General features: G+C 54.9%; 20 protein-coding genes and 1 tRNA gene. 17 read left to right on the top strand and 4 right to left on the bottom strand.

The window, feature by feature from the left end; all coding sequences use genetic code 11:
* The first annotated feature begins 61 nt into the window (after window positions 1–61).
* From queD to queC, 3 genes are read left to right on the top strand one after another with little or no spacing between them, the layout of a single operon-like run.
* Window positions 62–544: a 6-carboxytetrahydropterin synthase QueD gene (gene queD, locus KXU80_RS09040; RefSeq protein WP_219837864.1), complete on the top strand. Its 483-nt coding sequence runs from the start codon at window positions 62–64 to the stop codon at window positions 542–544.
* On the top strand, window positions 534–1,244 hold the full coding sequence (locus tag KXU80_RS09035; RefSeq protein WP_219837863.1) for a 7-carboxy-7-deazaguanine synthase QueE: 711 nt from the start codon (window positions 534–536) through the stop codon (window positions 1,242–1,244). The genes queD and KXU80_RS09035 overlap by 11 nt, the downstream gene beginning before the upstream one ends.
* 58 nt (window positions 1,245–1,302) lie before the next feature.
* Window positions 1,303–1,944 (top strand): 7-cyano-7-deazaguanine synthase QueC, encoded by a 642-nt coding sequence (queC, locus tag KXU80_RS09030; protein ID WP_219838951.1) that lies wholly within the window; start codon window positions 1,303–1,305, stop codon window positions 1,942–1,944.
* Between the two features lie 78 nt (window positions 1,945–2,022).
* Here queC and KXU80_RS09025 read toward each other — a convergent pair whose 3' ends face one another.
* The gene (locus tag KXU80_RS09025) at window positions 2,023–3,225 is read right to left on the bottom strand and encodes a GGDEF domain-containing protein (RefSeq protein WP_258171326.1); all 1,203 of its coding nucleotides are present in this window, start codon (window positions 3,223–3,225) and stop codon (window positions 2,023–2,025) included.
* Between the two features lie 144 nt (window positions 3,226–3,369).
* Between KXU80_RS09025 and KXU80_RS09020 the strand changes: the two genes are divergently transcribed.
* From KXU80_RS09020 to KXU80_RS09005, 4 genes are read left to right on the top strand one after another with little or no spacing between them, the layout of a single operon-like run.
* Window positions 3,370–4,512, top strand: a complete 1,143-nt coding sequence (locus KXU80_RS09020) for a glycosyltransferase family 4 protein (protein WP_219837862.1) — start codon at window positions 3,370–3,372, stop codon at window positions 4,510–4,512.
* Between the two features lie 13 nt (window positions 4,513–4,525).
* Window positions 4,526–5,884 carry a metallophosphoesterase family protein gene (locus KXU80_RS09015; protein ID WP_219837861.1) on the top strand — a complete coding sequence of 453 codons (1,359 nt, stop codon included), beginning with the start codon at window positions 4,526–4,528 and terminating at the stop codon, window positions 5,882–5,884.
* Window positions 5,881–8,058, top strand: a complete 2,178-nt coding sequence (locus KXU80_RS09010; protein WP_219837860.1) for an AAA family ATPase — start codon at window positions 5,881–5,883, stop codon at window positions 8,056–8,058. Before KXU80_RS09015 ends, KXU80_RS09010 begins: the two co-directional genes overlap by 4 nt.
* Before the next feature lie 41 nt (window positions 8,059–8,099).
* Window positions 8,100–9,248, top strand: a complete 1,149-nt coding sequence (locus KXU80_RS09005) for an ATP-binding protein (protein WP_219837859.1) — start codon at window positions 8,100–8,102, stop codon at window positions 9,246–9,248.
* A gap of 158 nt (window positions 9,249–9,406) precedes the next feature.
* On the opposite strand, the gene KXU80_RS09000 is transcribed toward KXU80_RS09005, so the two are convergent.
* Complete coding sequence (locus KXU80_RS09000; protein ID WP_219837858.1) at window positions 9,407–10,447, bottom strand: YkvI family membrane protein; 1,041 nt, start codon at window positions 10,445–10,447, stop codon at window positions 9,407–9,409.
* A 106-nt stretch (window positions 10,448–10,553) separates the two neighbouring features.
* On the opposite strand from KXU80_RS09000, the gene KXU80_RS08995 reads away from it, so the two are divergent.
* On the top strand, window positions 10,554–11,840 hold the full coding sequence (locus KXU80_RS08995) for an ArsB/NhaD family transporter (RefSeq protein ID WP_219837857.1): 1,287 nt from the start codon (window positions 10,554–10,556) through the stop codon (window positions 11,838–11,840).
* On the opposite strand, the gene KXU80_RS08990 is transcribed toward KXU80_RS08995, so the two are convergent.
* Window positions 11,829–12,536, bottom strand: coding sequence for a hypothetical protein (locus tag KXU80_RS08990; RefSeq protein ID WP_219837856.1), 708 nt, complete (start codon window positions 12,534–12,536; stop codon window positions 11,829–11,831). The genes KXU80_RS08995 and KXU80_RS08990 overlap by 12 nt on opposite strands.
* 186 nt (window positions 12,537–12,722) lie before the next feature.
* Between KXU80_RS08990 and KXU80_RS08985 the strand changes: the two genes are divergently transcribed.
* The 4 genes from KXU80_RS08985 to KXU80_RS08970 all read left to right on the top strand — a co-directional run bounded on the left by KXU80_RS08985 (window position 12,723) and on the right by KXU80_RS08970 (window position 14,208).
* Window positions 12,723–13,295: a xanthine phosphoribosyltransferase gene (locus KXU80_RS08985; RefSeq protein WP_219837855.1), complete on the top strand. Its 573-nt coding sequence runs from the start codon at window positions 12,723–12,725 to the stop codon at window positions 13,293–13,295.
* Window positions 13,296–13,373: 78 nt separating this feature from the next.
* A complete protein-coding gene (locus KXU80_RS08980) occupies window positions 13,374–13,694 on the top strand; it encodes a hypothetical protein (RefSeq protein WP_219837854.1) in 321 nt (106 codons plus the stop codon).
* Window positions 13,695–13,775: 81 nt separating this feature from the next.
* A complete protein-coding gene (locus KXU80_RS08975; protein ID WP_219837853.1) occupies window positions 13,776–13,985 on the top strand; it encodes a hypothetical protein in 210 nt (69 codons plus the stop codon).
* A 136-nt stretch (window positions 13,986–14,121) separates the two neighbouring features.
* Window positions 14,122–14,208, top strand: a tRNA-Leu gene (locus KXU80_RS08970).
* Window positions 14,209–14,288: 80 nt separating this feature from the next.
* On the opposite strand, the gene KXU80_RS08965 is transcribed toward KXU80_RS08970, so the two are convergent.
* A complete protein-coding gene (locus KXU80_RS08965) occupies window positions 14,289–15,152 on the bottom strand; it encodes a helix-turn-helix transcriptional regulator (RefSeq protein ID WP_219837852.1) in 864 nt (287 codons plus the stop codon).
* Between the two features lie 192 nt (window positions 15,153–15,344).
* Between KXU80_RS08965 and KXU80_RS08960 the strand changes: the two genes are divergently transcribed.
* From KXU80_RS08960 to KXU80_RS08940, 5 genes are all read left to right on the top strand, one after another.
* The gene (locus KXU80_RS08960) at window positions 15,345–17,690 is read left to right on the top strand and encodes a glycoside hydrolase family 95 protein (protein WP_219837851.1); all 2,346 of its coding nucleotides are present in this window, start codon (window positions 15,345–15,347) and stop codon (window positions 17,688–17,690) included.
* A 147-nt stretch (window positions 17,691–17,837) separates the two neighbouring features.
* Window positions 17,838–20,135 (top strand): helix-turn-helix domain-containing protein, encoded by a 2,298-nt coding sequence (locus KXU80_RS08955; RefSeq protein WP_219837850.1) that lies wholly within the window; start codon window positions 17,838–17,840, stop codon window positions 20,133–20,135.
* A gap of 14 nt (window positions 20,136–20,149) precedes the next feature.
* On the top strand, window positions 20,150–21,802 hold the full coding sequence (locus KXU80_RS08950; RefSeq protein ID WP_219837849.1) for an extracellular solute-binding protein: 1,653 nt from the start codon (window positions 20,150–20,152) through the stop codon (window positions 21,800–21,802).
* A gap of 226 nt (window positions 21,803–22,028) precedes the next feature.
* Entirely contained in the window at window positions 22,029–22,952 is a 924-nt protein-coding gene (locus KXU80_RS08945; protein WP_219837848.1) for an ABC transporter permease, read from the top strand.
* Between the two features lie 15 nt (window positions 22,953–22,967).
* The gene (locus KXU80_RS08940) at window positions 22,968–23,867 is read left to right on the top strand and encodes a carbohydrate ABC transporter permease (RefSeq protein ID WP_219837847.1); all 900 of its coding nucleotides are present in this window, start codon (window positions 22,968–22,970) and stop codon (window positions 23,865–23,867) included.
* Window positions 23,868–23,959: the final 92 nt, after the last annotated feature.

The following is a 23,959-nucleotide window of genomic DNA, read 5'->3' as shown; positions in this document are numbered from 1 at the left end:
GCGTTATGCTATAATTGCATATTGCAATTGTTCGATTGGTAAGAAGGGGAAGGTGTGAAACGTGACGTACGAGATTCCGAAGCATATTCAGCAGTTCGGTGTCGATATTGAGGAGCATCAGCTCCGCTATCACAACCGGCGGGTGCTCGTTTCCAAGGAATATACTTTTGACAGCGCGCATCATCTGCATCAATATGAGGGCAAGTGCAAGAGTTTGCACGGCCATACGTATAAGCTACAAACGATTTTGTCCGGTACGACCGACAAGCGCGGCCTGACGATCGATTTTGCCGATATGAAGCGCATCGCCAAGGAACGGATTATCGACAAGCTGGATCACCGTTATTTGAATGAAGTGCTTCCGCCGATGAACACGACCGCCGAGAATATGGTTGTGTGGATGTACGAGCAAATGCATGAGGCGCTTGTTGAAGAGGGGCATTATCCCGTCGTCCGGATCGAGGAAATTCGGTTATGGGAAACGCCGACCAGCTATGCGGCTGTCACTCGTGTCATGATGGAGGCGGACGAGCATGTCGGTTGACGTCAAGGAGCAAGGGCCTCGATCTATCCGATTACCCATGGTGGAAATTTTCGAAACGGTCGAAGGCGAGGGCACGCGTGCCGGGTTTCCGACCGTTTTTGTACGTCTGTTCGGCTGTAATCTGCGCTGTGTCTGGTGTGATACGAAGTACAGCTATCCGCCGGCGGAAGCGGAATTCACGATGACGGTCGAAGAGATTGCAGCGCAGGTCGAGAACAAGTATGCCTCCACGCATATTTGCATGACCGGCGGGGAGCCGCTGCTGTATGGCAGCCGCTCTGCCGCGCTGCTGGAAGCGCTGTGCAGCATTGAACGAATCCAGGATGTGCACATCGAGACGAACGGGGCGATTGATTTGGCGCCGTTTTTGCGCGATATCCATTCACCGAAGGCACGCTACGTGATGGATTATAAACTGCCGGATTCCGGCGAGAACAATGCGATGCTGCACGGCAATTTCGCGCTGCTGCGCCCGCAGGACGAAGTGAAATTCGTCATTGCCAGCGATGCGGACTTTGATGCCGCCGTACAGGTGCTGCGCGACTATCCGACTGCGGCGCTGCCGCTGTTCAGCCCGGTATGGGAGAGCATGCCGCCGGCACGGCTGGTCGAGAAAATGCTGGCTGCAGGGTTGACAGGCGTTAAGCTGAACATGCAGCTGCACAAAATCATTTGGGATCCTGCACAGAGAGGTGTTTAAGTTGACAACGAAAAAAGCAGTCATTATCTTGAGCGGAGGTTTGGACAGCACGACCTGCATGGGGTTTGCGAAGGAAGCGGGTTATGAGCTGTATCCGATTACGTTCAATTACGGCCAGCGGCATATTATCGAGCTGAACAACGCTCGAGCCGTAGCCGAGCATTACGGCGTCAGTGACCGGTTCAAAATCATTGAGCTCGGTTTTTTGCGCGACTTCGGCGGAAGCGCGTTGACAGACGACCGTATTGAGGTGCCGAAGCTCGGTGCAGATCCTGTGCCTGAGCAAGCAGGTGAAATACCGGTCACGTACGTACCGGGGCGCAACTTGCTCTTCTTGTCCATCGCAACATCGTTTGCGGAAACCGTCGGCGCGGAAGCGATCTACATTGGCGTGAATGCGCTGGATTACAGCGGCTATCCCGATTGCCGGCCAGAATTTATCGCCAAGGTGCAGGAAGTAATCGCAACCGCGACGAAAGTCGGCGTGGAAGGCAGGCCGATCTCCATCGAGACGCCGCTTATCCACCTGACGAAAGCGCAAATCGTGACGGAAGGCATGCGGATGAACGTGCCCTATCGCCTGACGACGTCCTGCTATAACGGCGAAGCGGAAGCTTGCGGCGAGTGCGACAGCTGCAGACTGCGGTTGAAGGGCTTTGCGGAAGCCGGTTTAACGGATCCGATTCCTTATAAGCATTAACAAATAGAAGACAGTTCCAACCCGGCAATCACCGGAAGGAACTGTCTTTTATTGTTTATGTATGCGGCAGGCGAGCAGCTAAGCCTGCGCGTTGGACTTGAGGGCGCTGTCGGCCGAACGCGAACGCGTACGCATGGAAGCATGGAGCGTGACTTTGTTCTTGCCGCTAGTCTTGGATTGATACATGGCCTCATCGGCTTGGCTGACCACTTCGGCAATGGAAATGCCTTCGCGAGTCACGCTGACGCCGACGCTGATCGTAACCATGGTTTCCTTCTCCACGCGTTTGCGGATCGATTCGGCTACCTCTTCCGGCTTGACGCCGGCAGCGGCCACGAGGCCCAGAAGCTCTTCGCCGCCGTAGCGGCCGGCCGTGCCGATGCCCGCCGTTTCTTCTTTGAGAATCTCGGCGACCTGCTTTAATACGCCGTCTGCCTTATGATGTCCCTGCGTGTCGTTCAGCTTCTTGAAATTATCGATGTCGCAGAAGATGATTGCGATCCGCTTCGACTCTCGCAGCAGCTGTTCGGCTTTCTTCGTGAAATGGCGCCGATTGTATAAGCTCGTCAATCCGTCGGTAATGGAGCTTTGGAAGGTAAGCAGAAGCCGTTCCAGCACCCACTCGAACAACAGCAGGAATAAGAGCGTATAATAGACGACCGGGAGCAGTTGAGCCAGGATTAGAATTGCGGGCACTGTTCCGTGAAACACATAGTTATCCGCCAAATTCGAAATTTGGTACATGAAGTAGACGATCAGGCTTGCCGAATAGCTGAAGCGCTGTTCGATGCCGCGAAGATTAAGCAGAATAATGAAAGTTAGCACGAGGCCGTAGAAGTCCAAGCCAAGCAGCCCCGCATGTCCGTAGCCGGCGTACGCCTGATTAATGCCGGGCGTGAATAGAATCTGAGCGGCTGTGATGAGGGCAAGGCCGATGAACATCAGCAGAAAGGGCATGCCTTTTAATTTGGAGGCGGGGCCGGTATATAATTTCATGAATACAAAGTTTATAATAATAAAGGTAAGCAGACTGAGGAATGCATAGACGATGTCTAAATAGGGAGCGGCCGTCCATTTCAAACTCGATAAGCTCAGCATGACGGCATTCTGGATAAGCACAATCGGAAGCACGATGATCAGCATGAGATAGGTTTGATTTCGGCGATAGCTCTTATAAAGCTTGATCGACATGAACAACATCATGACCAGAATCGTCATGACGCAGGCGTAAGCGAAAATTTTGCCGGATGTACCTGCAAGCCATTGGATAAACGACATCATTCAACCACCTAAGATGAGAATTTGCATAAGGATGTTATCGGTCCAGCCCATCGGTTTGATGAGCTTTACAGAAACATATGTTCTAGTATATCATGTTTTTTGCGGGTCGAGAAGACAATTGCAGCGGTTTGAGGAGGCCTTGACATGAACATTTTACAGGCGCTGTTTTTCCCGCCGGAGCAGCCGGGCGGCGTGTCCTCCATGGTTCCGTATATCCAAGAGCGGTTTAATAAACTCGGCTGGCAGATGGAGCTATTTTCACTGCCGAAGCGTGTGAGAGGAAAGGGACAGGAGCATGTGTCCTTCGATACTTTCGATATTACGCATTATGAGGGAAATCCCATTATCGATAAATATTTGCAAACCTACCGCGACTACGTCTGGTGGACGAAGCTGCGAATTAATAAATCGTACGATCTGATTCATGCGCATCATCCGATCTCCGCGTTAGTCATGAAACAGCTGTACCCGGAGACGCCTCTCGTCATGACGATCCATTCGAGCTACGAGCGGGAACTGATCTTGAACGGCAAAATCATAGAGGGCGGCATGGAGCACCGGTTTCTCACGGCCATTTACGGGGAGCTGGAAGCGAAGGCGGATCGTATTCTGACACCGTCGGAATCGTTCCGGCAGTACTTGAGACCGCATGTAAAGGATGCCGACCGGTTTCAGGTCATTCCAAACGGCTTCGACGAGAAACGGTTTCGGCCCATTTCGCACGAGAACGAAGTGGTCCAGCTGATCACGGTTTGCCGCCTCGTTCCGGCGAAAGGGCTGGATGTGCTGCTTCGCGCCTGCGCGCAGTTGAAGGAGAGAGGCCATTCGTTCGTGCTTCATATTATAGGAGACGGCCCGATCCGCAATGAACTGGAGCAGCTCACGCAGCAGTTGAATTTGTACGACGATACGATTTTCTATGGCTATATGCTGCATCCGGAAGAGTTCATGCCGTTTTTCGACGTGTTCGTGCTGCCCTCGCGTGCGGAAGCGTTCGGCTCCGTATTCGCGGAAGCCGCCTTGTGCTGGCTGGCGCTGGTCGGCACCAATGTCGGCGGCATCGCCGAACAAATCGACGATGGACAGAACGGCCTGCTGGTGGAGCCCGAGAATCCGACGGCGCTGTGCAATGCGCTGGAGAAGGTTGTTTCCGACCAGGATTTCCGCTACAACATGGCGCGCGCAGCGTGGAACAAAGCAAAGAAGGTCTATTCCCTGCAGCGGGTTATCGCTGAGCTGAAGCAGGTATACACCGACATTAATCCGAATAAGGAAGCGGCAGAATAGGGGAGCGGAAAGCATGGGCGTTTCATTTCGGTTTATTCACGCGGCTGATCTGCATGTCGACAGTCCATTCCGCGGCTTGACTGAGGTGCCTACCCATGTGCGGGAGGCGCTTCAGATGTCTACCTTCCAAGCGGTGGAAAGTCTAGTGAGGACGGCAATTACCGCCGAGGTGGATTTCGTTGTGATTGCAGGCGATCTCTATGATTCGGCGGACCGATCGCTCCGCGCCCAATTAGCGCTGCAGAAAGAATGGCAGAAGCTGCACGCCCATAGCGTGCGGCTCTTTGTCATTCACGGCAATCACGATCACCTCTCAGGACAGCAGGCTGCACTCGCATGGCCGGAATCCGTGCACTTCTTCGGGTCGGACAAGGTCGAGCGGCTGCCCGCATATACAAAGCGAGGCGAGCTGGCGGCGTACATAAGCGGGATTTCGTATGAAACAAGGTCGGTAATGACGAATCTGGCCGCGGGCTACAGAGCCGGAACGGACGGGATTTACGGTATAGCGCTGCTTCATGGGAGCGTAGATGGAACCGTTGGTCACGATCCTTATGCACCATGCAAACTAGACGAGCTGGTCGGAGCCGGATTCCACTACTGGGCACTTGGCCATATTCATCAGCGGACGGTGCTGCACACCTATCCCCACGTCGTCTACTCCGGAAATACGCAGGGCAGACATGCGAAGGAAACCGGCGCAAAGGGATGTTATATCGTCAATGTCTCGGCTTCCCATGAAACGGAGCTGCAGTTTATACCGCTGGATACGGTCCGGTGGATCGACAGACCGCTCGCAATTGATGGGATGGACACGGAGCAGCAGCTGCTTGACCAGTTGGAGCGGGCGGCGGTTGCGGCTGTCTTGGAGAGCGAGGGGCGTTCACTTATGCTTCGCTTCACGCTGATTGGCAGGAGCGCGCTTCATGCTAGATTAGAAGCTACAGCGGTCGTGCAAGAGCTGCTCGAAGGCTTGAGAGAGCGGCTGGCGGTCAGCGGGTGGCAGCAGGAGGTAGGCCTCGCGGATGATGCATGGTGCTGGGTCGCCGGGATCGAGAATGAGGCCGGGGCTTTAATCGATCTTGCAGGCCTGGCGGAGGAAGACAGCTTCGTCGGCGAGCTTATACGCGGAAGCCTGCAGATTGAAGGGGATGCTGCCGAATTCAAGCAGGTGATCGAGGAGGCGCTTCAGCCGCTTCTGAGTCATGCCAAGCTAAGAAGACTGACCCGTTCTGTGATGGAAGAACGGGCGGAAGATTGGTTTGCACATGCGAGGGAGGTCGCCGCAGGCCTGCTTGCCGCCGAACAAGCGGACCAGGTAGCGGACAAGCAAGGAGAGCGGCCGGCGGCAGATGGAGGGGATGAGCGGTGAGGCTGCAGAAGCTGCATCTGGAAGGGTTTGGGCAATTAAGCGGCAAGGTTTGCGATTTGCAGGCGCCTGTAACTGTGTTTTATGGTCCGAATGAAGCGGGGAAAAGCACCATGCTCGGCTTCATTCGCGCCATGCTGTTCGGGTATGCAAACAAAGGCAATCGGGCAGAGCGGCTGGAGCCTGTAAACGGGGGACGCCACGGCGGCAGATTGTTTTTCTCCGACGAGACTGGGCGGCATTATGTACTCGAACGCTACGGCAGCGCCTCCGGTAAAATCGTCGTTCGCGCCACGGCTGAAGGCTTAGATGACGGGACGGTCGGCGGTGCCGCTGAAACGATTACGCAGCAGGAGTGGGAGCGGACGTATCTGGGCGGTGTGAATGAACGCGTATTTCGGGAGCTGTTTGCGATCACGCTGTCGGAGCTGCAGGCGATCGGCATGCTGGAAGGCGATGAGCTGGGCAAGCAGCTGTATCATACAGGCTGGAATGGCGGAAATGCGATTGCAAGAACGGAGAAGCGGCTGCTCGGCCAAATGGACGAGTTGTTCAAACCCCGAGGAAGCACCCAGCAAATGAGCAAGCTGCTGAAGACGCTGGAGGAGACGGAGGCCGAGCTGCGTAAGCTGGAGGATGGAATCGCGGTATTTAACGCATTGACGACAGCAATCGACGAAACGGAAGCCGCGCTTAAGGCTGTTAGCGAGAAGCTTCCTTTGCTGCGCGATCAGCATGCGGGACTAGCTAGAGCGGTGGAGCTGCGCCCGATTTGGATTCAACGTCAGGCACTTCTGCAGGAGAAGGCGACACTCGGAGAGGTTCCTCGATTGGCTGGCGATGCGCGTTCCCGCTGGGAGGCGCTTACGGAAGAACTGCATCGCGTACAGGAAGAAAGCCGCCGCTTAGAAGAGCTTGCCGCGATGCAGCAGCTCCGGTTGTCGCAGCAGACGTTCGACCCAAATCTCATCGCTTCCAGGCACGAGGTGAACTCCCTGCTGCTCGCGGCACAGCAGATCGCTGCCGCCCGTCATACTGACGCAGAGCTTGCGGCGGAAATGCGCGAGCATGCGGACGCCGTGCAGCATTTGCTGCTTCGTATTTCACCGGCATGGTCGGAGGAGACGCTGCGGGGCTTCCGAATCGGCGTTGCCGATCGGGAGGCGGTTCGAGGATTCCGCGAAGCCTTATCTGATGGCGAGAAAGCACTTCGCGAAGCGGAAGCAGAGCATCGTGCCGTCTTGCAGCAGGAGCGTGAAGCGGGTGCCCTGCTGGCGGAATTCGGCGATGAAGCGACTGCGGTATGGCCTGTGTGGCCTGTGCATGCGGATAGAAAAGCAGGCAGGAACGTTGAAACGGAAGCAACGAGACTGAGGTCCGCAAGGAAGAAGGCCGATGCGGAAGATGGCGAAGACGCGTACGCGTCTATTTTCCGTCTTCTTCCGGAGACGGCGGAGGCACTGCATTATGCATCGCGCCAGTTCGAGGAGGCATGGCGCGAGCTGGAGCTTGCCCTGCTTCGCGAACAGCATGAAGCAGGCGCGGCTTCGGCACAGCGCAGCGGGCGCGAAGCGGGAGCCAGCAGCGCAGTGCTGCTGGCGGCCGGCGGAATATTCGCCGCCGGAGCCGCAGCGCTCGCAGCCGCAGGCATGCCGGCTGCGGCCGCAGCTGCAGGCGCAGCCGGCGCGGCGCTGGCTGCGCCCGCGCTGCTGCGCCTCGCGCGCTCGCGCGGCACCGCTGCGCGCGGAGCCGGCCGGCCGGCGTGGCTGCCGCGGCCGGGCAAGCCGCCGCCGCGGAGCAGCGCGTGCTCGCGGCGCTCGGCGCGCTCGTCGCCGCGCCGGAGGCCGCGCTTTCGCTGCTGCTGCCGCGCTCGCGCAGCGGAGCCGCCGCCGCGCAGCGCGAAGCCGCCGCTGCGCGGGAGGGGGCCGGGGCCCGCCGGGGCAGCTCGCCTGACGGCAGCATGGCGGCGGGCCAGGCCCAGCTGCTCTCGCGCCTGCGCGGAGCGCTCGACGCGCGGCAGGACGAGCTCCGCCGCCGCGCCAGCAGCGCTGAGCGGCGCGCAGAGCTCGCGCGCGGTCATGCCCGGCTGCGCGCACAGGAACAAGCCGCCAAGTCCGCGGCAGACAACGCGGAGCTTGCGGCTGGTGCCATCGCGACTGATTGGCATGATTGGCTGACAGCGCGTGCGCTGCCGCCAGTGTTATCGCCGGAGGCGGTCATGGAAATTTTCGATCTCGCCGAGCAGGCGCAGCTTCGCTTGCAGGCGAATGATCGAGCGGCAGGCAAGGCCGCGCGCCTGCAGGAGCAGATCATGACCTTTGAAGCTACGGCGAATCGGCTGTGCGCGCCTTACCAGGATCTTACCTATCGTGCGAACGGCGATGCGGCAGCTGCGCTTCAGCTGATGCAGGCCGTCATCGATACGCAATTGGCTGCGCAGGCAGCGGCGGAGGAATCGGAGGCTAAGCTGGCAGAGTTCCGTTTGCAGGCAGATCGGTTCGAAGAGACTGCCGCAGCGCTGAGGGCGAAGCAGGCACAGTGGCTTCAGGCGGGCAAGGCCATAGATGAATTCCAGTTTCTTACGGTGTTGGAGCAATCCGAGAGACTGCATGAAATCGAGCATGAGCTGTTCAAGCTGGATGCGCAGCTGACGGCTGGGCGATCCGGTTCGAAGCAGTCGGAGCTGGACGCGTTGTATGCGTCTTACAAGGAATCGGAGCTTCAAGCGAAGTATGCGGAAACGGGTGAGGAGTTGCAGGCGGTCGAACTGCAGCGGAGCCATCTGCTTGAGCAAAGCGGCAGGAAGCGCCAGCAGCTGGAGCAGCTGCTTCGCGACAATGACCGACAGCGGCTGACGGCGGACCGGGAGCAGACGATTGCTTCTTTGGAGCAGCTCATCAGCCGTTATGCCGTACTGTCAATCAGCATGACGATGATGAAGCGAACGAAGCGGTTGATGGAAGAACAGCGGCAGCCAGGCGTACTCCGCGAAGCGTCGAGATGGATGAATCTACTGTCGGAAGGCCGTTATCGGCGGATATCGATTCCCGAAGGGGAGCAGACCATTTCGCTCGAAAACAGCGACGGGCGTATCGTGGAAAGTATATTTCTCAGCAGAGGCACGGCAGAGCAGCTCTACTTGGCGATGCGCTTCGCGCTTGCCGACGAGGCGGCCGGCGCGTCAGCGCTGCCGCTGCTGCTCGACGACCCGTTCGTCAATTTCGACGATGGCCGGCTGAAGGCTGCTGCCGGTGTGCTGGAGGAGATCGCGGCGCGCAGGCAGCTGATTTTCTTTACGTGCCACGCGCACGTGCGGGACTTGCTGCTGGCTCGAATTCCAGCAGCACAGCTGATCCGGCTCGGCTGAGTGTAAGATAATCATCATTTAAGCTTATCCATATATTGCCTATCAATCATTGTTTGATTGACCTTTATTGGCGTTGAATTTTGATTTATTATTCCCTGCTTATCCATGTTTTATTGACCACTGCTCTATCATGGCGATTATTCTCTGCTTCAGTAGTTCTATTCCCCGGCCGGTTTCCGCTGCCGAATCAATAGGATGAGCCATCCCAAGCTGATGAGGCCGAAAATGGGATACAGCGTGGACAGAAGCGGACCGAAGCCGATCTGACTGGCTATATAGCAGGCGGCAAGCGTCAGGATCGTAAGCAGCGTGCGGGAGAGCTTCAATCGCTCCTGCAGCTGCAATGTTAGGCCGTAGACATCGGCAATGAGCGTCGTGAAGATTTCGGCGAAGATGAGGAAGATATAGATCCACTGGATGCCATGTCCAAGCTCACGGGCGATTCCGCCCATCGGAATGGCGAATTGCTGAATGCCCGGCATATAGACGGACAAGGCGATATGTCCGGCGAGAAGCATAAAGCCGATGCCGATGCCGCCGATCCAGGAGCCGTAAACAATCGTTTTCCTGTCGCGCATTTCTGCGCCGAGCGGGACGAGTACGGCCTGCGCCATAGACAGATTGAACGCGGCATAGAGAAACGGGGAGGCCCATAACGCAACGGGCGAGAAATCGCTCGTCAGCAGCAGCCAGCGTTCGGAGCCCGGCGTTTTGACCGTATCAATAATAATGAGAACGGTGAAGAGCAGCATGATCGGTACGACGATGGAGTTGACGGTCAGAATCGCATTCATGCCTTTGCGGAGCAGGAAGAAACAGCCGACGATCGTAAGGAGCAGGCCCGACTGATAAGAAATGTTCCAGTTCTCCGAAAATATCGCACCGGCGCCTGCCAGCATAACGGCACAAACGCCGAACAGCACCAGCTGCATGAAATGGCTCACCCAGCGGCCGAAGCGGTCGCCGAACAGCACTTTATTGACATCCTCATAGGATTTGGCGCGAACGTCGCTCGAGATCAGCATCATTTTGGCACCAAGCCAAATAAACATAATCGTTGCCAGCACGATCGTCACGGCTCCCAGAAAGCCGAAACGAGTAAAAAACTGCAGGATCTCTTGTCCTGTCGCAAACCCTGCGCCTACAACGGTCCCCATATACGTAAACGCAATTTGCATCACTTTGCCTGTCCGTTTCATACCCGCATCATACCTGCCCTTCGTAAGCCGCTTATTCTAAGGTATGTCCAGACGAGGACAGGCATGACTATTATCCATTACTAAGGAAAGCGGTTGATTATTTTTTATGGCTATGGCACTCGCAATCAGCGTATTTTCCGCTTCGCTTGCGCTGATCGTTTGGAAGCCGAGAGGATTGCACGAAGCGATCACCGCGCTCATCGGCGCCGCGCTGCTCTTCGCGGCACGCCTGTTGGTGCCTGGGGATGCGGCTTATATCTGGAGCTTTGTTTGGGACGCGACGTTCTCGCTCATCGGCATTATGCTGTTCACGTCACTTCTGGATGCCAACGGGTTTTTCCGGTGGGCTGCACTCCATATCGTCCATCGGTTCCATCACAAGCAGCTTCAGCTCTTGACCGGACTGTGTACGCTCGCAGCTTGCATTACCGTGTTCTTCAACAATGACGGTACGGTTCTGATCATGATTCCCATCGTTTTGGAAGTAACCGCACTGCTGCGGCTGACGCGCAAGGCGCGAATCGCGTTCCTGCTCGGCGTCGGTCTGATGGCGGATACGGCGAGCGCGCCGCTCATGATGAGCAATTTAACCAACATTCTGACGGCGGATTTCTTCCACATCACGTTCGGTGAATATGCCAGAACGATGCTGATCCCGGGCTTGGTCTCGATCGCGGCTACAATCGGCGTGACGACGGCGTTTTTCGGTAAAAGCGTTCATGCGCAGGAGAGAAGGTCGGAAGCACCGCGGCGTTTCGAGGAGCCGAATTCAGCGATCGCGAACCGGAAGCTGTTCTTATTGTCATGGCTCATCATCGCTGCCATGCTGGCGGGATATCTGCTCGCCGGGAAGGTTGGCATTCCCGTAGCCTATGTAGCGCTGGGCGGCGCGGCAGTCCAATGGATCGCCAGTGCGGCGGCAGGAATGGGGAATTTCAGGAGCACGCTTCGTGGAACACCTTGGCTGATTGTCGTATTTGCGTTGTCGATGAATTTGATTGTGTACAGCTTGTACGTGCACGGAGCGGCAGACTGGCTGCCGAAGGCGATTGCACCAATGACAGATCAGGGCGTATTCGTTGGCATCCTCGGCTCAGGTGCATTGTTCTCGCTGCTCAGCGCTGCCTTAAACAATTTGCCTGCCGTGCTCGTCTCCTCACTGGCCATTCATGAGTCAGGTGGGCCTCATTACCTGCCATTTGCCAGCCTGCTCGGCACGTCGGTAGGCGCCAAGCTGACGCCAATCGGTTCGCTTGCAACCTTGCTCTGGCTGCAGCTGCTGCGAAAAGGCGGCATCGATATGTCGTGGCGTGAATATGTGAAGGTTGGAGTGGCGATGACGCTGCCGATCCTGCTTTGCGCGCTGCTCTCGTTATGGCTTCTATTTGCTTGAAAACAGCTTGATCGACAAGATCTGATGATTGGCGGGGTCCAGATCCAGCTTGAGCAGCGCGCCTGAGGCTTCGTAGACAAGAACGCTCGACGTATGCGTATGCGGCTTGCCGAGCACTTTGACTGCTGTACCTTCTTCGTCGCCTACGCGGAGTCCGTTTAGTCCGGAAGCAGCGGATTTGTCGAACACTTCAATGAATTTCGCTTTCTTGTCAGCGCTGTAGCCGATCGAGAATGCGCGGTATTCCGAGACGGCGAGCTTCTCCTTGTCGTCGTCAAGCACATAGGTGTCGGTTGGCTTACCGAACTTGGAATCGAGCGCTGACTTGGCGTCTCCGAGCGCAATGCCGTGGAGCTTCGGTGCGCGGCTATCCCATTCCTGGCCCGGCTTGGCAGAAGTGGAAGCTGGCTTCTCGCCGGTCTTGCCGGATGTCGACGCTGCAGCCGCATCGTTGCCGTCATCGGGCGTGGCGTCCGCGGCAGAAGGGCCGATATTACCGCCTTTCGTATCGTCGAAGGTTTGCTGCGGGCTGCCCGTTGCGCGGCTGACACCGGCCGGTTTGCCGTTTACCGCTGTATTCGAATCAGAGGCGTTACCCAAAGGGGCAGCGCTTTCAAACTGGCAGCCGGTGATGGAGACGGCCAACAGAGCGGCTGCCGCTGCATAGGCTGCGGGTCTGGCATATACGGGCTTCATTACCGTGCACCTCCTGTAATTGGGACTGCGTGCTATTTCGTCCGAATGATACACCAATGGACGCACGGACTGGAAAAAAGTTGCTGTGCATCAGAGTCTTCGGCGTTATTTTTATTCGTTAGTTGCGAATTTCCCCTCCCATATGGTACCTTTAACGGAAAAAGATTTTTGGTGGAGGGAAAGCGAATGGAACTGTTAAAAGAACGCATTTTGCGCGAGGCTTCGATTTTGAATCAGGACGTTCTGAAGCTGGATGCACTGCTCAATCATCAGGTCGATCCGCTGCTGACATTAGAAATGGGGAAAGAATTCGCGCGCCTTTACGCCGAAACGCCGATTACCAAAGTCATTACCGTGGAATCCTCTGGCATCCCGGTCGCTTTCACGACCGCAATGGCGCTGAATGTACCGCTTGTCTTCGCAAGACGCAAGAAAACGCTCATTGCCGATCCGGATGCGTACATCGAACGCGTGCCTTCGTTTACGAAAGGCATTGTAACGGACATCATGGTTTCCCGTCAATTTTTAACGTCCACGGATACGGTGCTCTTCATAGATGATATCATTGCCAATGGCGATGCCGCTCGCGGTCTGATCAAAATCATCGAGCGCTCGGGTGCCAAGCTGGCCGGTCTTGGCATCGTCGTCGAGAAATCGTTTCAAGCCGGAGCGCGCACGATTCGCGAGCAGGGCATTCGGGTAGAATCTCTTGCCAAGATTGCTTCACTTGAAGGCGGCAAAATCAGGTTCGAGACTTAAGTTCCATAATCAGCATCTTTTCGAGATTCGCGATTTGACTTATAATGTTCATAAGTACGGTTGGGGGAGGCACAAATCATGGCAAATCTATCAGCTGATTATTTATTAACCAAATTGTCGGACGCGAAAATCCATTTTGAACGTGCGCTCGATTGCAAACATACGGAGTTTGACGATCTCTATCCTTATATGATCGAACATCCTCAATTTTTCTGGTATAAGCGGTATGTCGCATGGTCAGAGCTCCTTACCGTCGTGAAGCTTTCCGAAGAGCTGGAGATGGACTGGAAGGGTCAGTTTACGGAGAAGCAGTCGGCGTATATTACGACTCGCGTCATGTCATCGCGCGTGCTGGACGAATGGTATGAAACCAACGATTCCAAAGAGCATGTTAGTTGATTGAACGATATACACTTGAACCTCAATGACGGTGGAAATCCTGCCATTGAGGTTTTTTTAAATCGAAACGAGGGTTGCAGCTTGATTACAGAACAACAATTGGATCAATATCGGATTGAGGGAACGCCGGTTCGGGTCGTTCGCGATAATATAGAGAGTAATGACGTGCTTGGCATAGTCGTAGCTTGGGATGCTGACAGCGTCGTTATCCGCAAACGAAGCCGGCGAGTCGTTAAATTGAGCCGGAGCTACATTTATGAACCGGTCACCGCACCGCGAAGCGAGATTTAGTTGATCGTAACTAAGCTCGGAAAACCGTTGTAATTGTTGGAAAATTTCTACTTTGGCTTATGGCTTGACTTCATTCCATACGGATGCTAATATGAGAAACGTGATTGCGGATCAAATGCAATGACATCTGCCAGATGCGGTCGTGGCGGAATTGGCAGACGCGCTAGATTCAGGTTCTAGTGGTGTAACAGCCGTGGAGGTTCGAGTCCTCTCGACCGCACCAACTATTCAAATTCAAAGAAGCCTTGCACCTGCAAGGCTTCTTTTTTATGTTTGCGCGTCGAAGGCCGACTAGGTTGATTATTATTGTAATACAGGCGGTCCAGCCCGGAATTGCCTTGGGCTTACGCCGAAATACGTACTGAAATGCCGGGTAAACGGATGGATTGACGTGTAGCCGAGCTTCTCGGCGATTGCCGTTATACTTAGATCGCTTTCCTGGATTAATTGCGAGGCTCGCTTCATTAACTGCTTGTGCTGATAGGCTTTGGGCGTTAGGCCTGTCTCACGCAGGAACAGCTCGTGAAAATACGTCCGCTTCAGACCGCAGGATTTCCACCAATCCGCTACGGGCTCCCTTCGTTCCGGATGGGCTTCCAGCTTGGCCAGCAGGCGAACGATTCGATAGTCACTCGGCTGATGCGCATGAACGGCATTGTACCAAGCCAGCATCCAGCCGTAGAACAAGCTGTTTACTGTTTCTTGCCGATGGTAGCTTAACGTCTCGAACTGCCTGGTGATGAGATGCAGCAGATCGAATAGCAGCGGCTGCGACTGCAGCGAGAAGACGCTCGGCATGCCGTCCAGTTCTTCGCAAGGGAACGTCGGCGTTCCGGTATGCGGCTGGTATTTCTCCGGATGCCGGAAGAAGAAGCGATTCAGCGAGCGGGGCTCCTGCTGCTCCCACAGGTCAAAATAAAGGTTATACGACGATTGCGGATGGTCCGGGGAAATATGGAAGGCATGGGGCTGGCCGGGTCTTAGGAAGACCAGCGTTCTCCTTCCGATCGGATAGCGTTTACCATCGACCTCCATCTCGCCGGGGCCGTCAGGGAAGAGATGTATGGCATATACGCTGCAAGTACGGAGCCCCTCGTTCGAGCTGCCGTCGTAGAGGTAGGGCATGTAGTCCCCGAGAAACGGGGTGATATCTGTCAGCTGTTTCACCGAAGCCGCTCCCTTCGTTACCGGATTATTCGTCAACTCATGGATGTGAATCCAAATACGAGCATCTCTTTCAATGATACGATATTCACAGGAAATTCGAAATACGGTTACTGCTTTCTTTACGGATGAAAGCATCAACTTCTTTCGAAGAGTGGAAGCGAATACGTCTTGGATAGTAAGGGGAGAGCATGAATGAGAATTTGGTATGATCGTTCAGCTTCGGATTGGACGCAGGGGCTGCCGATCGGCAATGGAAGTCTCGGTGCCGTCGTTTGCAGCGGCGCGGAATCTGAGATCTGGCACTTAACGGAAACGACCTATTGGTCTGGTAGAGCCGAACGAACGATCAGCCTTTCGAAGGGCAAGGCTGGCTTGGCAGAAATGCGGCAGCTGTTCTTTGATGGGGATTACGCGAACGGCGAGCGGCTGGTTGAGCAGCAGCTGATGCCGGAGAAGGGCAATTTCGGAACCAATGTGCCGATGTGCGACGTGAAATTGACGTTCGACCATGCAGAGGAAGTGTTCGTCCGGGAATTAAACGTGGCCGAGGCGATCGTACGCACGGGCTATAGCTCTGGCGGCGTTCGTTATGAACGCGAAATGTTCGCAACGCATGCCGACAATGTCGCCGCGGCTCGTATCCGCAGCGAAAGGCCAAGCTCGCTTTCCTTTGCGATTGATATCGAAGGGCGTTCTCAAACATTTCATGCATGGGCCGATGCACACGGCGAAGGTGCCGCTTCGCTCCATTTCAACGGGAGAGCGACCGAGCATGTGCACAGCGACGGAACATGCGGCGTGAATGGCCGAGGCATCCTGCGCGTATGCGTAAGCGGTGGATCCGTACGGATTGATCGCAATCGAATTGTCGTGGAACTGGCCGATGAAGCGAGCATATATTTCGCTGCCGCAACAGACTATAGAACGGAAGACGGACAATGGTTGGAAGAACCGGAGCTGCGAATCGATCTCGCGGTCCGCAAAGGTTTTGACGGCTTGAAAGCAAGGCATCTTGCGGATTATCGCAAGTTGTATGGCCGCGTAAACGTTGAGCTTGGTTCAGGGGCCGAGATGCTTCAAGCTGACGATCTGGCAACCGACAAGCGAATACTGCGTATGCGCGAAAATGGTGGTCAAGGAGATCCGCAGCTGTACGCCTTGTTCTATCAATTCGGCCGATATCTTATGATTGCAGGCTCCCGCGAGGACTCCAAACTGCCGATGCATCTGCAGGGCATATGGAATGACGGGGAAGCGGCACGCATGGCATGGAGCTGCGATTTCCATCTGGATGTCAACACCGAAATGAATTATTACCCGGCGGAAACCGGTAATCTGGCGGAATGCCATCTGCCGCTGCTTCGTTTTGTCGAACGGCTGGCCGAAGCCGGGAAAACGGCCGCACAGGATTTTTACGGCTGCGAGGGCTGGGTGGCCCATGTGTTCACGAATGCTTGGGGATTCGCGGCACCAGGCTGGCATTATTCATGGGGGCTCAATGTAACCGGCGGCTTGTGGCTGGCGGCACAGCTTCGCGAGCACTATGAATTTAGCCGGGACGACGCGTTTTTGCGTAATTTAGCTTATCCTGTTCTGCGGGAGGCCGCAGCTTTCTACCTCGATTATATGGTTTGCCACCCGGAGACCGGACATCTCGTTACGGGTCCGTCCAATTCGCCGGAAAACAGTTTCTATCCGGATGATGAACAGACCGTTTCATACACGATGTCCATGGGCTCGGTCATGGATACGATGCTCGTTCGTGAACTATTCGGGTTCTGCATCGAGAGTTCCGTGCGGTTGGGAACGGATGAGGAATTTCGCGTACGCTTGGAGACGGCGCTTCCCCTGCTCCCGCCGCTCGCGGTCGGAGGACGCGGTCAGCTGCAGGAATGGCTGAAGGATTACGGCGAGGCCCAGCCTGACCATCGGCATTTATCGCACTTGTACGGCTTGTATCCAGGCCGTGAAATTACGCCGGAAGCTGCACCGGCCCTTGCTGCAGCGGCGAGGCAGACGCTCGATAACCGGCAGCGGGGCGCAGATTTGGAGGATGTGGAGTTTACGCTTGCCCTGTTCGCGGCGGGAAGAGCCAGACTCCATGACGGTGACAAAGCCCGCGAGCATTTGACGTACCTGATCAGTCAGCTTTGTTTGGACAATATGCTGACGTTCTCCAAATCCGGCATCGCCGGGGCGGAGGTGGACATCTTCGTCGTGGACGGCAACTTCGGCGGCGCAGCGGCATTCGCGGAAATGCTGCTCCAGAGCCATGCCGGTGAAATTCACATCCTGCCGGCACTTCCACAGGACTGGCCGGCCGGCCGCTTCGCCGGACTTCGCGCGCGCGGGGACGCCGAGGTAGAGGCGCTTTGGGAGAACGGCAGCCTCACGGCCGTTACCGTCAAGGCGAATCGTCCGCTCGAAACACGGCTGCGGTACGGACGCACGGTCATCGATCTGCGTTTGGACGGCGGAGAGAGCCGCGAGTTCAATGGCATGTTGGTAGAAACAGTTACAGAAAAGGGAATTAATTGAATAGATGGCGTTGAAAGTTAAGCGACTGAGGGAATTTTCCTTCGGTTGCTTTTCCGTTGTACAAAACACGTGCGGTGAAATGAATTTTGTACGATAATAGAGAGAGAAGCGTGACAGCGCTAACAAAAAAGGGGGAGGAGGGGTCAGATGAAGAAGTTTTCAAGCGTGTTCAGGAGCTTCCTGGTGTCTTATATCGTCATATTGATTATTCCAAGCATCGCCGGATTCATATCTTATCGTACCTCCATTTCAATCACAGAGAAGCTGTCCATCGAGAACAGCGTGATGCAGCTCCAGAAGAGCAAAGAATTGTTGGAGCGGCGAATGGCGGAAGTCGAAGGCTTCACGAGGCAGCTCGCGATTAATCCGGATTTGAATGTTTTAATGAACGAGAAGAGCGCCGGAGACCAAACGAATGTGTACGGCATATGGAAAATGCTTCGCAGCGTGCTGACATTCGGGCAAACCAACGATTTTCTGCAGCAATTCTATATTTACTTGGGCAATTACAACGTCATCCTGACGCCGGGCTCCGCGTATTTCCGTCCCGAGCATTATTATGACAGCTTCCGTTATGAAGATCAGTCGCTCGCGGAATGGAAACAGTCCGTTCTGGGCAAAACGCACCGAAGCGAAATTATGCCCCTCCGTAAATTCAACAACAAAGGGACAATGACTTCTGTTGTTACCTATATGCAGTCCTTCCCGCTGGACAGCTTCAGCGGCTCCTCGCCGGCAGTAGCCGTCGTCATTATCGATGAGAAAACGATTGCGAGCCTATTGACGGGCATAACCGACAAGTACGGCGGATGGACCCAGATCAGTGATGCCTACGGCCATGCGATCGCTTCGCAGGGCTCCGGCTTGCCCGATATGAAGGCACTGGCTAAGGACGCGAGTTTTGATCCGCATAAGACGAGCCAATTTTACGATGACGACCTCGTCATCACGATCCGTTCGGAGACGAGCGGCTGGGTCTACCGCTCCGGCATTCCAAGACATGCGCTGCTGGAGAATGCGAACCAGATTAAGATCATGACATGGACCATAACCGGCATTGCGCTTGCTATTGGCCTGTTGGTCGGTCTGCTGCTCGCTTACCGCAACAGCGTACCGATCCATAAGCTGGTGTCTGTCGTGAAGGAGCAGTTCGGCAAGGTCGAGACTGCTGAACGGAATGAATACGACTTCCTGCACGGGAACATCGCGGAAATGATTCGAAGCAGCAATCAGCTGGAGTCTGAGCTGCACCGCCAGCTGCCGCTCATTCGGGATGCCTTCCTGAAAAGGTTGATTTCCGGAGAACTGCAGACCCGGGAGGAGATATTCGCAGCGGCTTCACAAGCGAATACGGGGATCTATGGTAATTCCGGCTACGTGTGTATCCTGCATGTCCAGGGTTATTCCGGCATGGACAGCGTAGAGGTGCTGAACGAGCTGCATGCCGCAAGGCTCATCCTGAAGCAGGCGCTGCTCGACATTGCCGGCTTTACGCTTACGACCGATTGGGGCTCGGACCGGATCGTCATCGTGTTCGCTTCCAAGGAAGCGGAGACCGGCAATAGGCTCGGCCGCAGCGAGATCGCCGCGCTGCTGGAGCAGTTATCCCGGCAGGCCTTCGCGGAATACCGCATTACCTTCACGGCAGCGCTCGGTGATCTCTTCGGCTCGGAGACGGAAGTCAATGTGTCTTATGAGCAAGCCAAGCAAACGCTCGAGCATGCGCTGCACGCCGATCGCAAAGGCGTGGTCTGGTATGATGAGACGAGTATGGAGAGCGCAACCTATTACTATCCGCTCGATATGGAGCTGCGTTTGATCGGGACGATCAGGGCAGGTGAAACGGACGAGGCGAGGCGCATGGTTCGATCCGTACTGTCGCTCAATACCGAGCAGCGCGAGTTGTCGGTCGAGATGTGGCAGCAGCTCGTCGGAGAGCTTAAAGGCTCGCTGCTGAAGCTGCTGGACCAGAAGACATTCATGGAATCCGGCATGTTCGAGCAGTTGAAGGACCGCATCATTGCGATTCAAGCGCCCGATAAGCGGACCTTTCAGACGGAGATCGAGGATATCGCGGATGCGATGTGTGCGGTTGTCGTCAGCCGCAAGAACGACAGCCATACGAGAACGGTCGAAGGCATTAAAGCCTATATCGGCGAGCATTTCTCGGATTCGGAGCTGACGCTGTACCGGGTTGCGGAGCAGGTGGAACGGCCGGAGAAATATATTTCCCAGCTGTTTAAGGAAGTGACCGGCTCCAACCTGTCCGATTATCTAGAGCAAGTTCGCATGGAGCACGCCGTTACACTGCTGCGGGAAAACCGATATACGGTGGATGAAATCTCTTCCCGCGTCGGCTACAACAGCTCGCATTCGTTCCGCAGAGCGTTCAAACGAGTCACTGGCGTTTCACCAAGTTCGTACCGGCAGACTGCCGAGGGTTGAAAGGAGGACTAGCGTTGAAGAAGCCTATTCGGTCAGGTTGGACCGCGATTTCGCTCTGCGCATTCCTCTTCTTGGCGCTTCCTGCCTGCGATGGCGCCAAGCAGCAGGATAAGCCTGCCGCGAAGCCGCTCCGAATCAGTATTTTCGCGCAGCAGGGAACGGATCAGAATTTAAAAACGAACAGTTTTTCCCTTGCGCTTGAGCACAAATTCAATGTTTCATTTGATTGGCAGACCATTCCGTATGAAGGCGCCAAGGAGAAACGTCAAATTTCACTGGCGAGCGGCAATTATCCCGATGCCTACATCCTGACAAGCTACGTCGACCAGTTCACGCAAGCGGACGTTCTTCGCTACGGCAAACAGGGGATTTTCTATCCGCTGAACGATCTTATCGATCATTATGCGCCGCATATCAAGGAAGCCTTCGCCAAAGAACCGGAGCTGCGCTCGCTTAATACGGCGCCGGATGGCAATATTTATGGACTGGCCGCCTTCAGCGAATGCTATCATTGCTCCTTTCCCAACAAAATGTGGATAAACAGCAACTGGTTGAAGAGCCTGCATTTGGACATGCCGAAGACGACGGAGGACTTTCAAGCCGTGCTTCGCGCGTTCAAGTACAATGATCCTAACGGAAACGGCTTGAGAGACGAGATTCCGCTTAGCGGCTCTACGGAGGATTATGGCGTACGCATACTGCCTTATCTCATGAATGGATTTATCTATGATGACGATCGCACCTATCTGGACGTCAATGGCGGAAAAGTCAGTTTGGCCGCAGATAAGCCGGCTTGGCGCGAGGGATTGGCTTATGTCAAATCCTTATATGACGAAGGGCTGATCGATTTAGGGGCGTTTACGCAAAACGCCGATGCTTTCAAGCAATTGGGCGAGAATGAAGGCGTTCAAATTTTGGGGGCTGGAGCGGCGATGCACCCAGCGATCTTCGTGAATACGGGTCCAGGCAACAAACGAGGAAGCGATTATGCGCCTGCACCGCCTCTGCAAGGTCCGCATGCAGCGTATTCCGTTTATTTTCAGGACGGCATAACGCCGGGGGCCAAATTCGTCATAACGGACAAGGCGAGTCTGGCGGAGCGAATCGAGCTCATTCGAATTGCCGATTATCTCTATACACCTGAAGGCCAGGTAGGGGCTGAAGTAGGCACAGAAGGCATCGATTGGCGTAAGCCAATTAAAGGGGAGCAGGCACTCGATCCTAATATTCCTGCTCAATTCGTAAGTATTCCGGAGAGGGAAGGGGAACCGCCCCGCAATACAAGATGGAGCGGGATGGGTCATTTCTATATGCCGAAAGCCTACAGGAACAGTTGGGTGCAGGATAGTGACATTTATGCGCCGAACGGGTATGAACGAAGGCTCTTTCAAGCGACCAAACTGTACGAGGGCCATGAACCGAAGGAGTTTTTTCCGATGTGGGCGGTGTGGGTGGATTCCGCGAATGCCGACGAAGCGAGTATGATCCAAACCAATGTCAAAAATATGATCGATCAGAGCGCCATTCAATTCATAACGGGCGAATTGGACTTGGACAAGGATTGGGACACCTATGTAAATGGGCTGAAATCACTTGGAACGGCAAAATATGTAGGCATCATGCAGCAGGCCTACGACAGTTGGGCATCCGATATAAATTCCAAATAATGCAAGGGGGCCGGCCGCGGTATTCGCGGTCGGCTTTTTTGCGTCATTCAGCGGGCAGCGAACGCTCAGATGGCCGTTTGACGCGCAAATGTCCCCCGGATTTCGGGAGATCTGTACGCTGAAAGACGCAATTGTACCTACCCTGAGGTCCTAAAAATCACCTATGATCGATCCTGTAGAAAGCGCTGTCACACATCAAGGCTCGATTCACTAGGAGGGGATTTTTTTGGAAGCCGCTGGCAAACGTCTCGGCGCAAGAAAGAGTTTCGCAAGACATTGGCAATTGTATCTCGTCGTCGCACCGCCGTTTTTATTCTTTATTATTTTCAAATACTACCCGATGCTGAACGCGGTTCTAGCCTTCAAAGACTATTACGTGACGAAGGGCATCTGGGGCAGTCCGTGGGTTGGTCTTTACAACTTTAGAATGTTCTTCGAGAATCCGTTGTTCGGCACGATCGTGAAGAATACGATTACGCTCAGCTTCTATCTGCTGCTTGCCGGATTCCCGATTCCGATTCTGCTGGCGCTGATGTTAAACGAGGTGCGCGCCCAGAAGTTCAAGCGCTTCGTGCAGCTCGTGACTTTCGCGCCGTATTTTATTTCCACAGTCGTCATGGTATCGATCATCATGCTCTTCTTAGCGCCTCGGCTTGGATTTGTAAACGTATTCTTGAATCACTTGGGTCTGGATTCCGTCAATTTCCTAGGCAGTCCGGGCATGTTCTCGTCGATTTATGTCTGGTCCGATATTTGGCAGACGGCCGGCTATTCAGCCGTTATCTATTTGGCCGCGCTGTCCGGGGTCGACCCGACGCTGTATGAGGCCGCCAAGGTGGACGGCGCATCACGCTTCCAGAAAATATGGAATGTCGATTTGCCGGGTATTCTGCCGACGATTTCGATCATCTTGATTCTAAACGTCGGGAACGTCATGGCAATCGGCTTCGAGAAAGTGTATCTGCTCCAAAATAAACTGAACATCGCCAATTCGGAGATTATCGCGACTTACGTGTATCAGATCGGCCTGCTGAATGCGAACTACAGCTTTGCCACGGCAGTCGGCCTGTTTAACTCCGTCATCAATCTGGTGCTGTTGTTCACCGTAAACGCAATGGCACGTCGGTTTTTGAAATCCAGCATCTGGTAATGAAGAGGTGTGTTCATGACTAAGGTAACGAATAAAATCAGAGAATCATCCGGCGATAAAGTGTTTCTAACCGTCATTTACATCATTCTGGCACTCGTGCTGGTGGCGGTGCTTTATCCATTGATCTACATCTTTAGCAGCTCCTTCAGCAGCCCGGATGCCGTCTCGTCGGGACGCGTATGGCTGTGGCCTGTCGATATTTCGCTGAAGGGCTACGAATCGCTGTTCAAAAACCCGCAAGTCTTGTCGGGTTACGGCAATTCCTTGCTGTATACCGCAGCAGGTACGCTGATCAGTGTTACGTTGACCATCATGCTGGCTTATCCGCTGTCGCGGTCGACCTTCTTTGGGCGCAATGCGATCATGATGATCATTACGTTCACGATGCTGTTCAGCGGCGGACTTATTCCGACCTATCTGGTCGTGAAGAGCATGGGCTTGATCGACACGCGCTGGGCACTGATCATCCCGAACGCCGTTTGGGTGTGGCAGGTCATCATTGCAAGGTCGTTCTTCCAGCAGTCCATACCGGCAGAGCTCGTAGAAGCAAGTGAAATCGACGGCTGTACCGATATCCGCTTCATTCGCAGCGTCGTGTTGTCGCTGTCCAAGCCGATTATCGCGGTACTCGTCATCATGTACGCGGTAGGACAATGGAATGCGTACTTCGATGCGCTGATTTATTTGAAAACCGCAAGCAAGTACCCGCTGCAGTTGATTCTGCGCAGCATCATCATTCAGAACAACAGCGGCAGCTCCAACATGGACGCCATGAAGCAGGTCGAACGCCAGCAGCTGGCCGAGCTTCTGAAATACTCGTTGATTGTCGTGGCAACGCTGCCGGTGCTCATTATTTATCCGTTCGTGCAGCGCTACTTCGTCCAAGGGATGCTGGTCGGATCTGTCAAAGGCTGATCCGGACGGCTGCAATGAAAGGGGTGATGCCGCTTCAAGCGTACAGACTCTACGGTACGTTTGACACAGGATGGCGAAACAGTCCAAAGAGA

The sequence above is a fragment of the Paenibacillus sp. R14(2021) genome, assembly GCF_019431355.1.
In the GTDB taxonomy this organism is placed as follows: Bacteria; Bacillota; Bacilli; order Paenibacillales; family Paenibacillaceae; genus Paenibacillus_Z.
This window is presented reverse-complemented; position numbering and strand designations above follow the sequence as displayed.

What these genes read in the sequence shown, in the direction of transcription:
- KXU80_RS09035 (WP_219837863.1), top strand. Translation starts at nt 534, where the DNA reads ATGTCGGTTGACGTCAAGGAGCAAGGGCCTCGATCTATCCGATTACCC.
- queC (WP_219838951.1), top strand. Translation starts at nt 1,303, where the DNA reads ATGGGGTTTGCGAAGGAAGCGGGTTATGAGCTGTATCCGATTACGTTC.
- KXU80_RS09025 (WP_258171326.1), bottom strand. Translation starts at nt 3,225, where the DNA reads ATGATGTCGTTTATCCAATGGCTTGCAGGTACATCCGGCAAAATTTTC.
- KXU80_RS09020 (WP_219837862.1), top strand. Translation starts at nt 3,370, where the DNA reads ATGAACATTTTACAGGCGCTGTTTTTCCCGCCGGAGCAGCCGGGCGGC.
- KXU80_RS09015 (WP_219837861.1), top strand. Translation starts at nt 4,526, where the DNA reads ATGGGCGTTTCATTTCGGTTTATTCACGCGGCTGATCTGCATGTCGAC.
- KXU80_RS09005 (WP_219837859.1), top strand. Translation starts at nt 8,100, where the DNA reads ATGGAAATTTTCGATCTCGCCGAGCAGGCGCAGCTTCGCTTGCAGGCG.
- KXU80_RS09000 (WP_219837858.1), bottom strand. Translation starts at nt 10,447, where the DNA reads ATGAAACGGACAGGCAAAGTGATGCAAATTGCGTTTACGTATATGGGG.
- KXU80_RS08995 (WP_219837857.1), top strand. Translation starts at nt 10,554, where the DNA reads ATGGCTATGGCACTCGCAATCAGCGTATTTTCCGCTTCGCTTGCGCTG.
- KXU80_RS08990 (WP_219837856.1), bottom strand. Translation starts at nt 12,536, where the DNA reads ATGAAGCCCGTATATGCCAGACCCGCAGCCTATGCAGCGGCAGCCGCT.
- KXU80_RS08985 (WP_219837855.1), top strand. Translation starts at nt 12,723, where the DNA reads ATGGAACTGTTAAAAGAACGCATTTTGCGCGAGGCTTCGATTTTGAAT.
- KXU80_RS08980 (WP_219837854.1), top strand. Translation starts at nt 13,374, where the DNA reads ATGGCAAATCTATCAGCTGATTATTTATTAACCAAATTGTCGGACGCG.
- KXU80_RS08960 (WP_219837851.1), top strand. Translation starts at nt 15,345, where the DNA reads ATGAGAATTTGGTATGATCGTTCAGCTTCGGATTGGACGCAGGGGCTG.
- KXU80_RS08955 (WP_219837850.1), top strand. Translation starts at nt 17,838, where the DNA reads ATGAAGAAGTTTTCAAGCGTGTTCAGGAGCTTCCTGGTGTCTTATATC.
- KXU80_RS08940 (WP_219837847.1), top strand. Translation starts at nt 22,968, where the DNA reads ATGACTAAGGTAACGAATAAAATCAGAGAATCATCCGGCGATAAAGTG.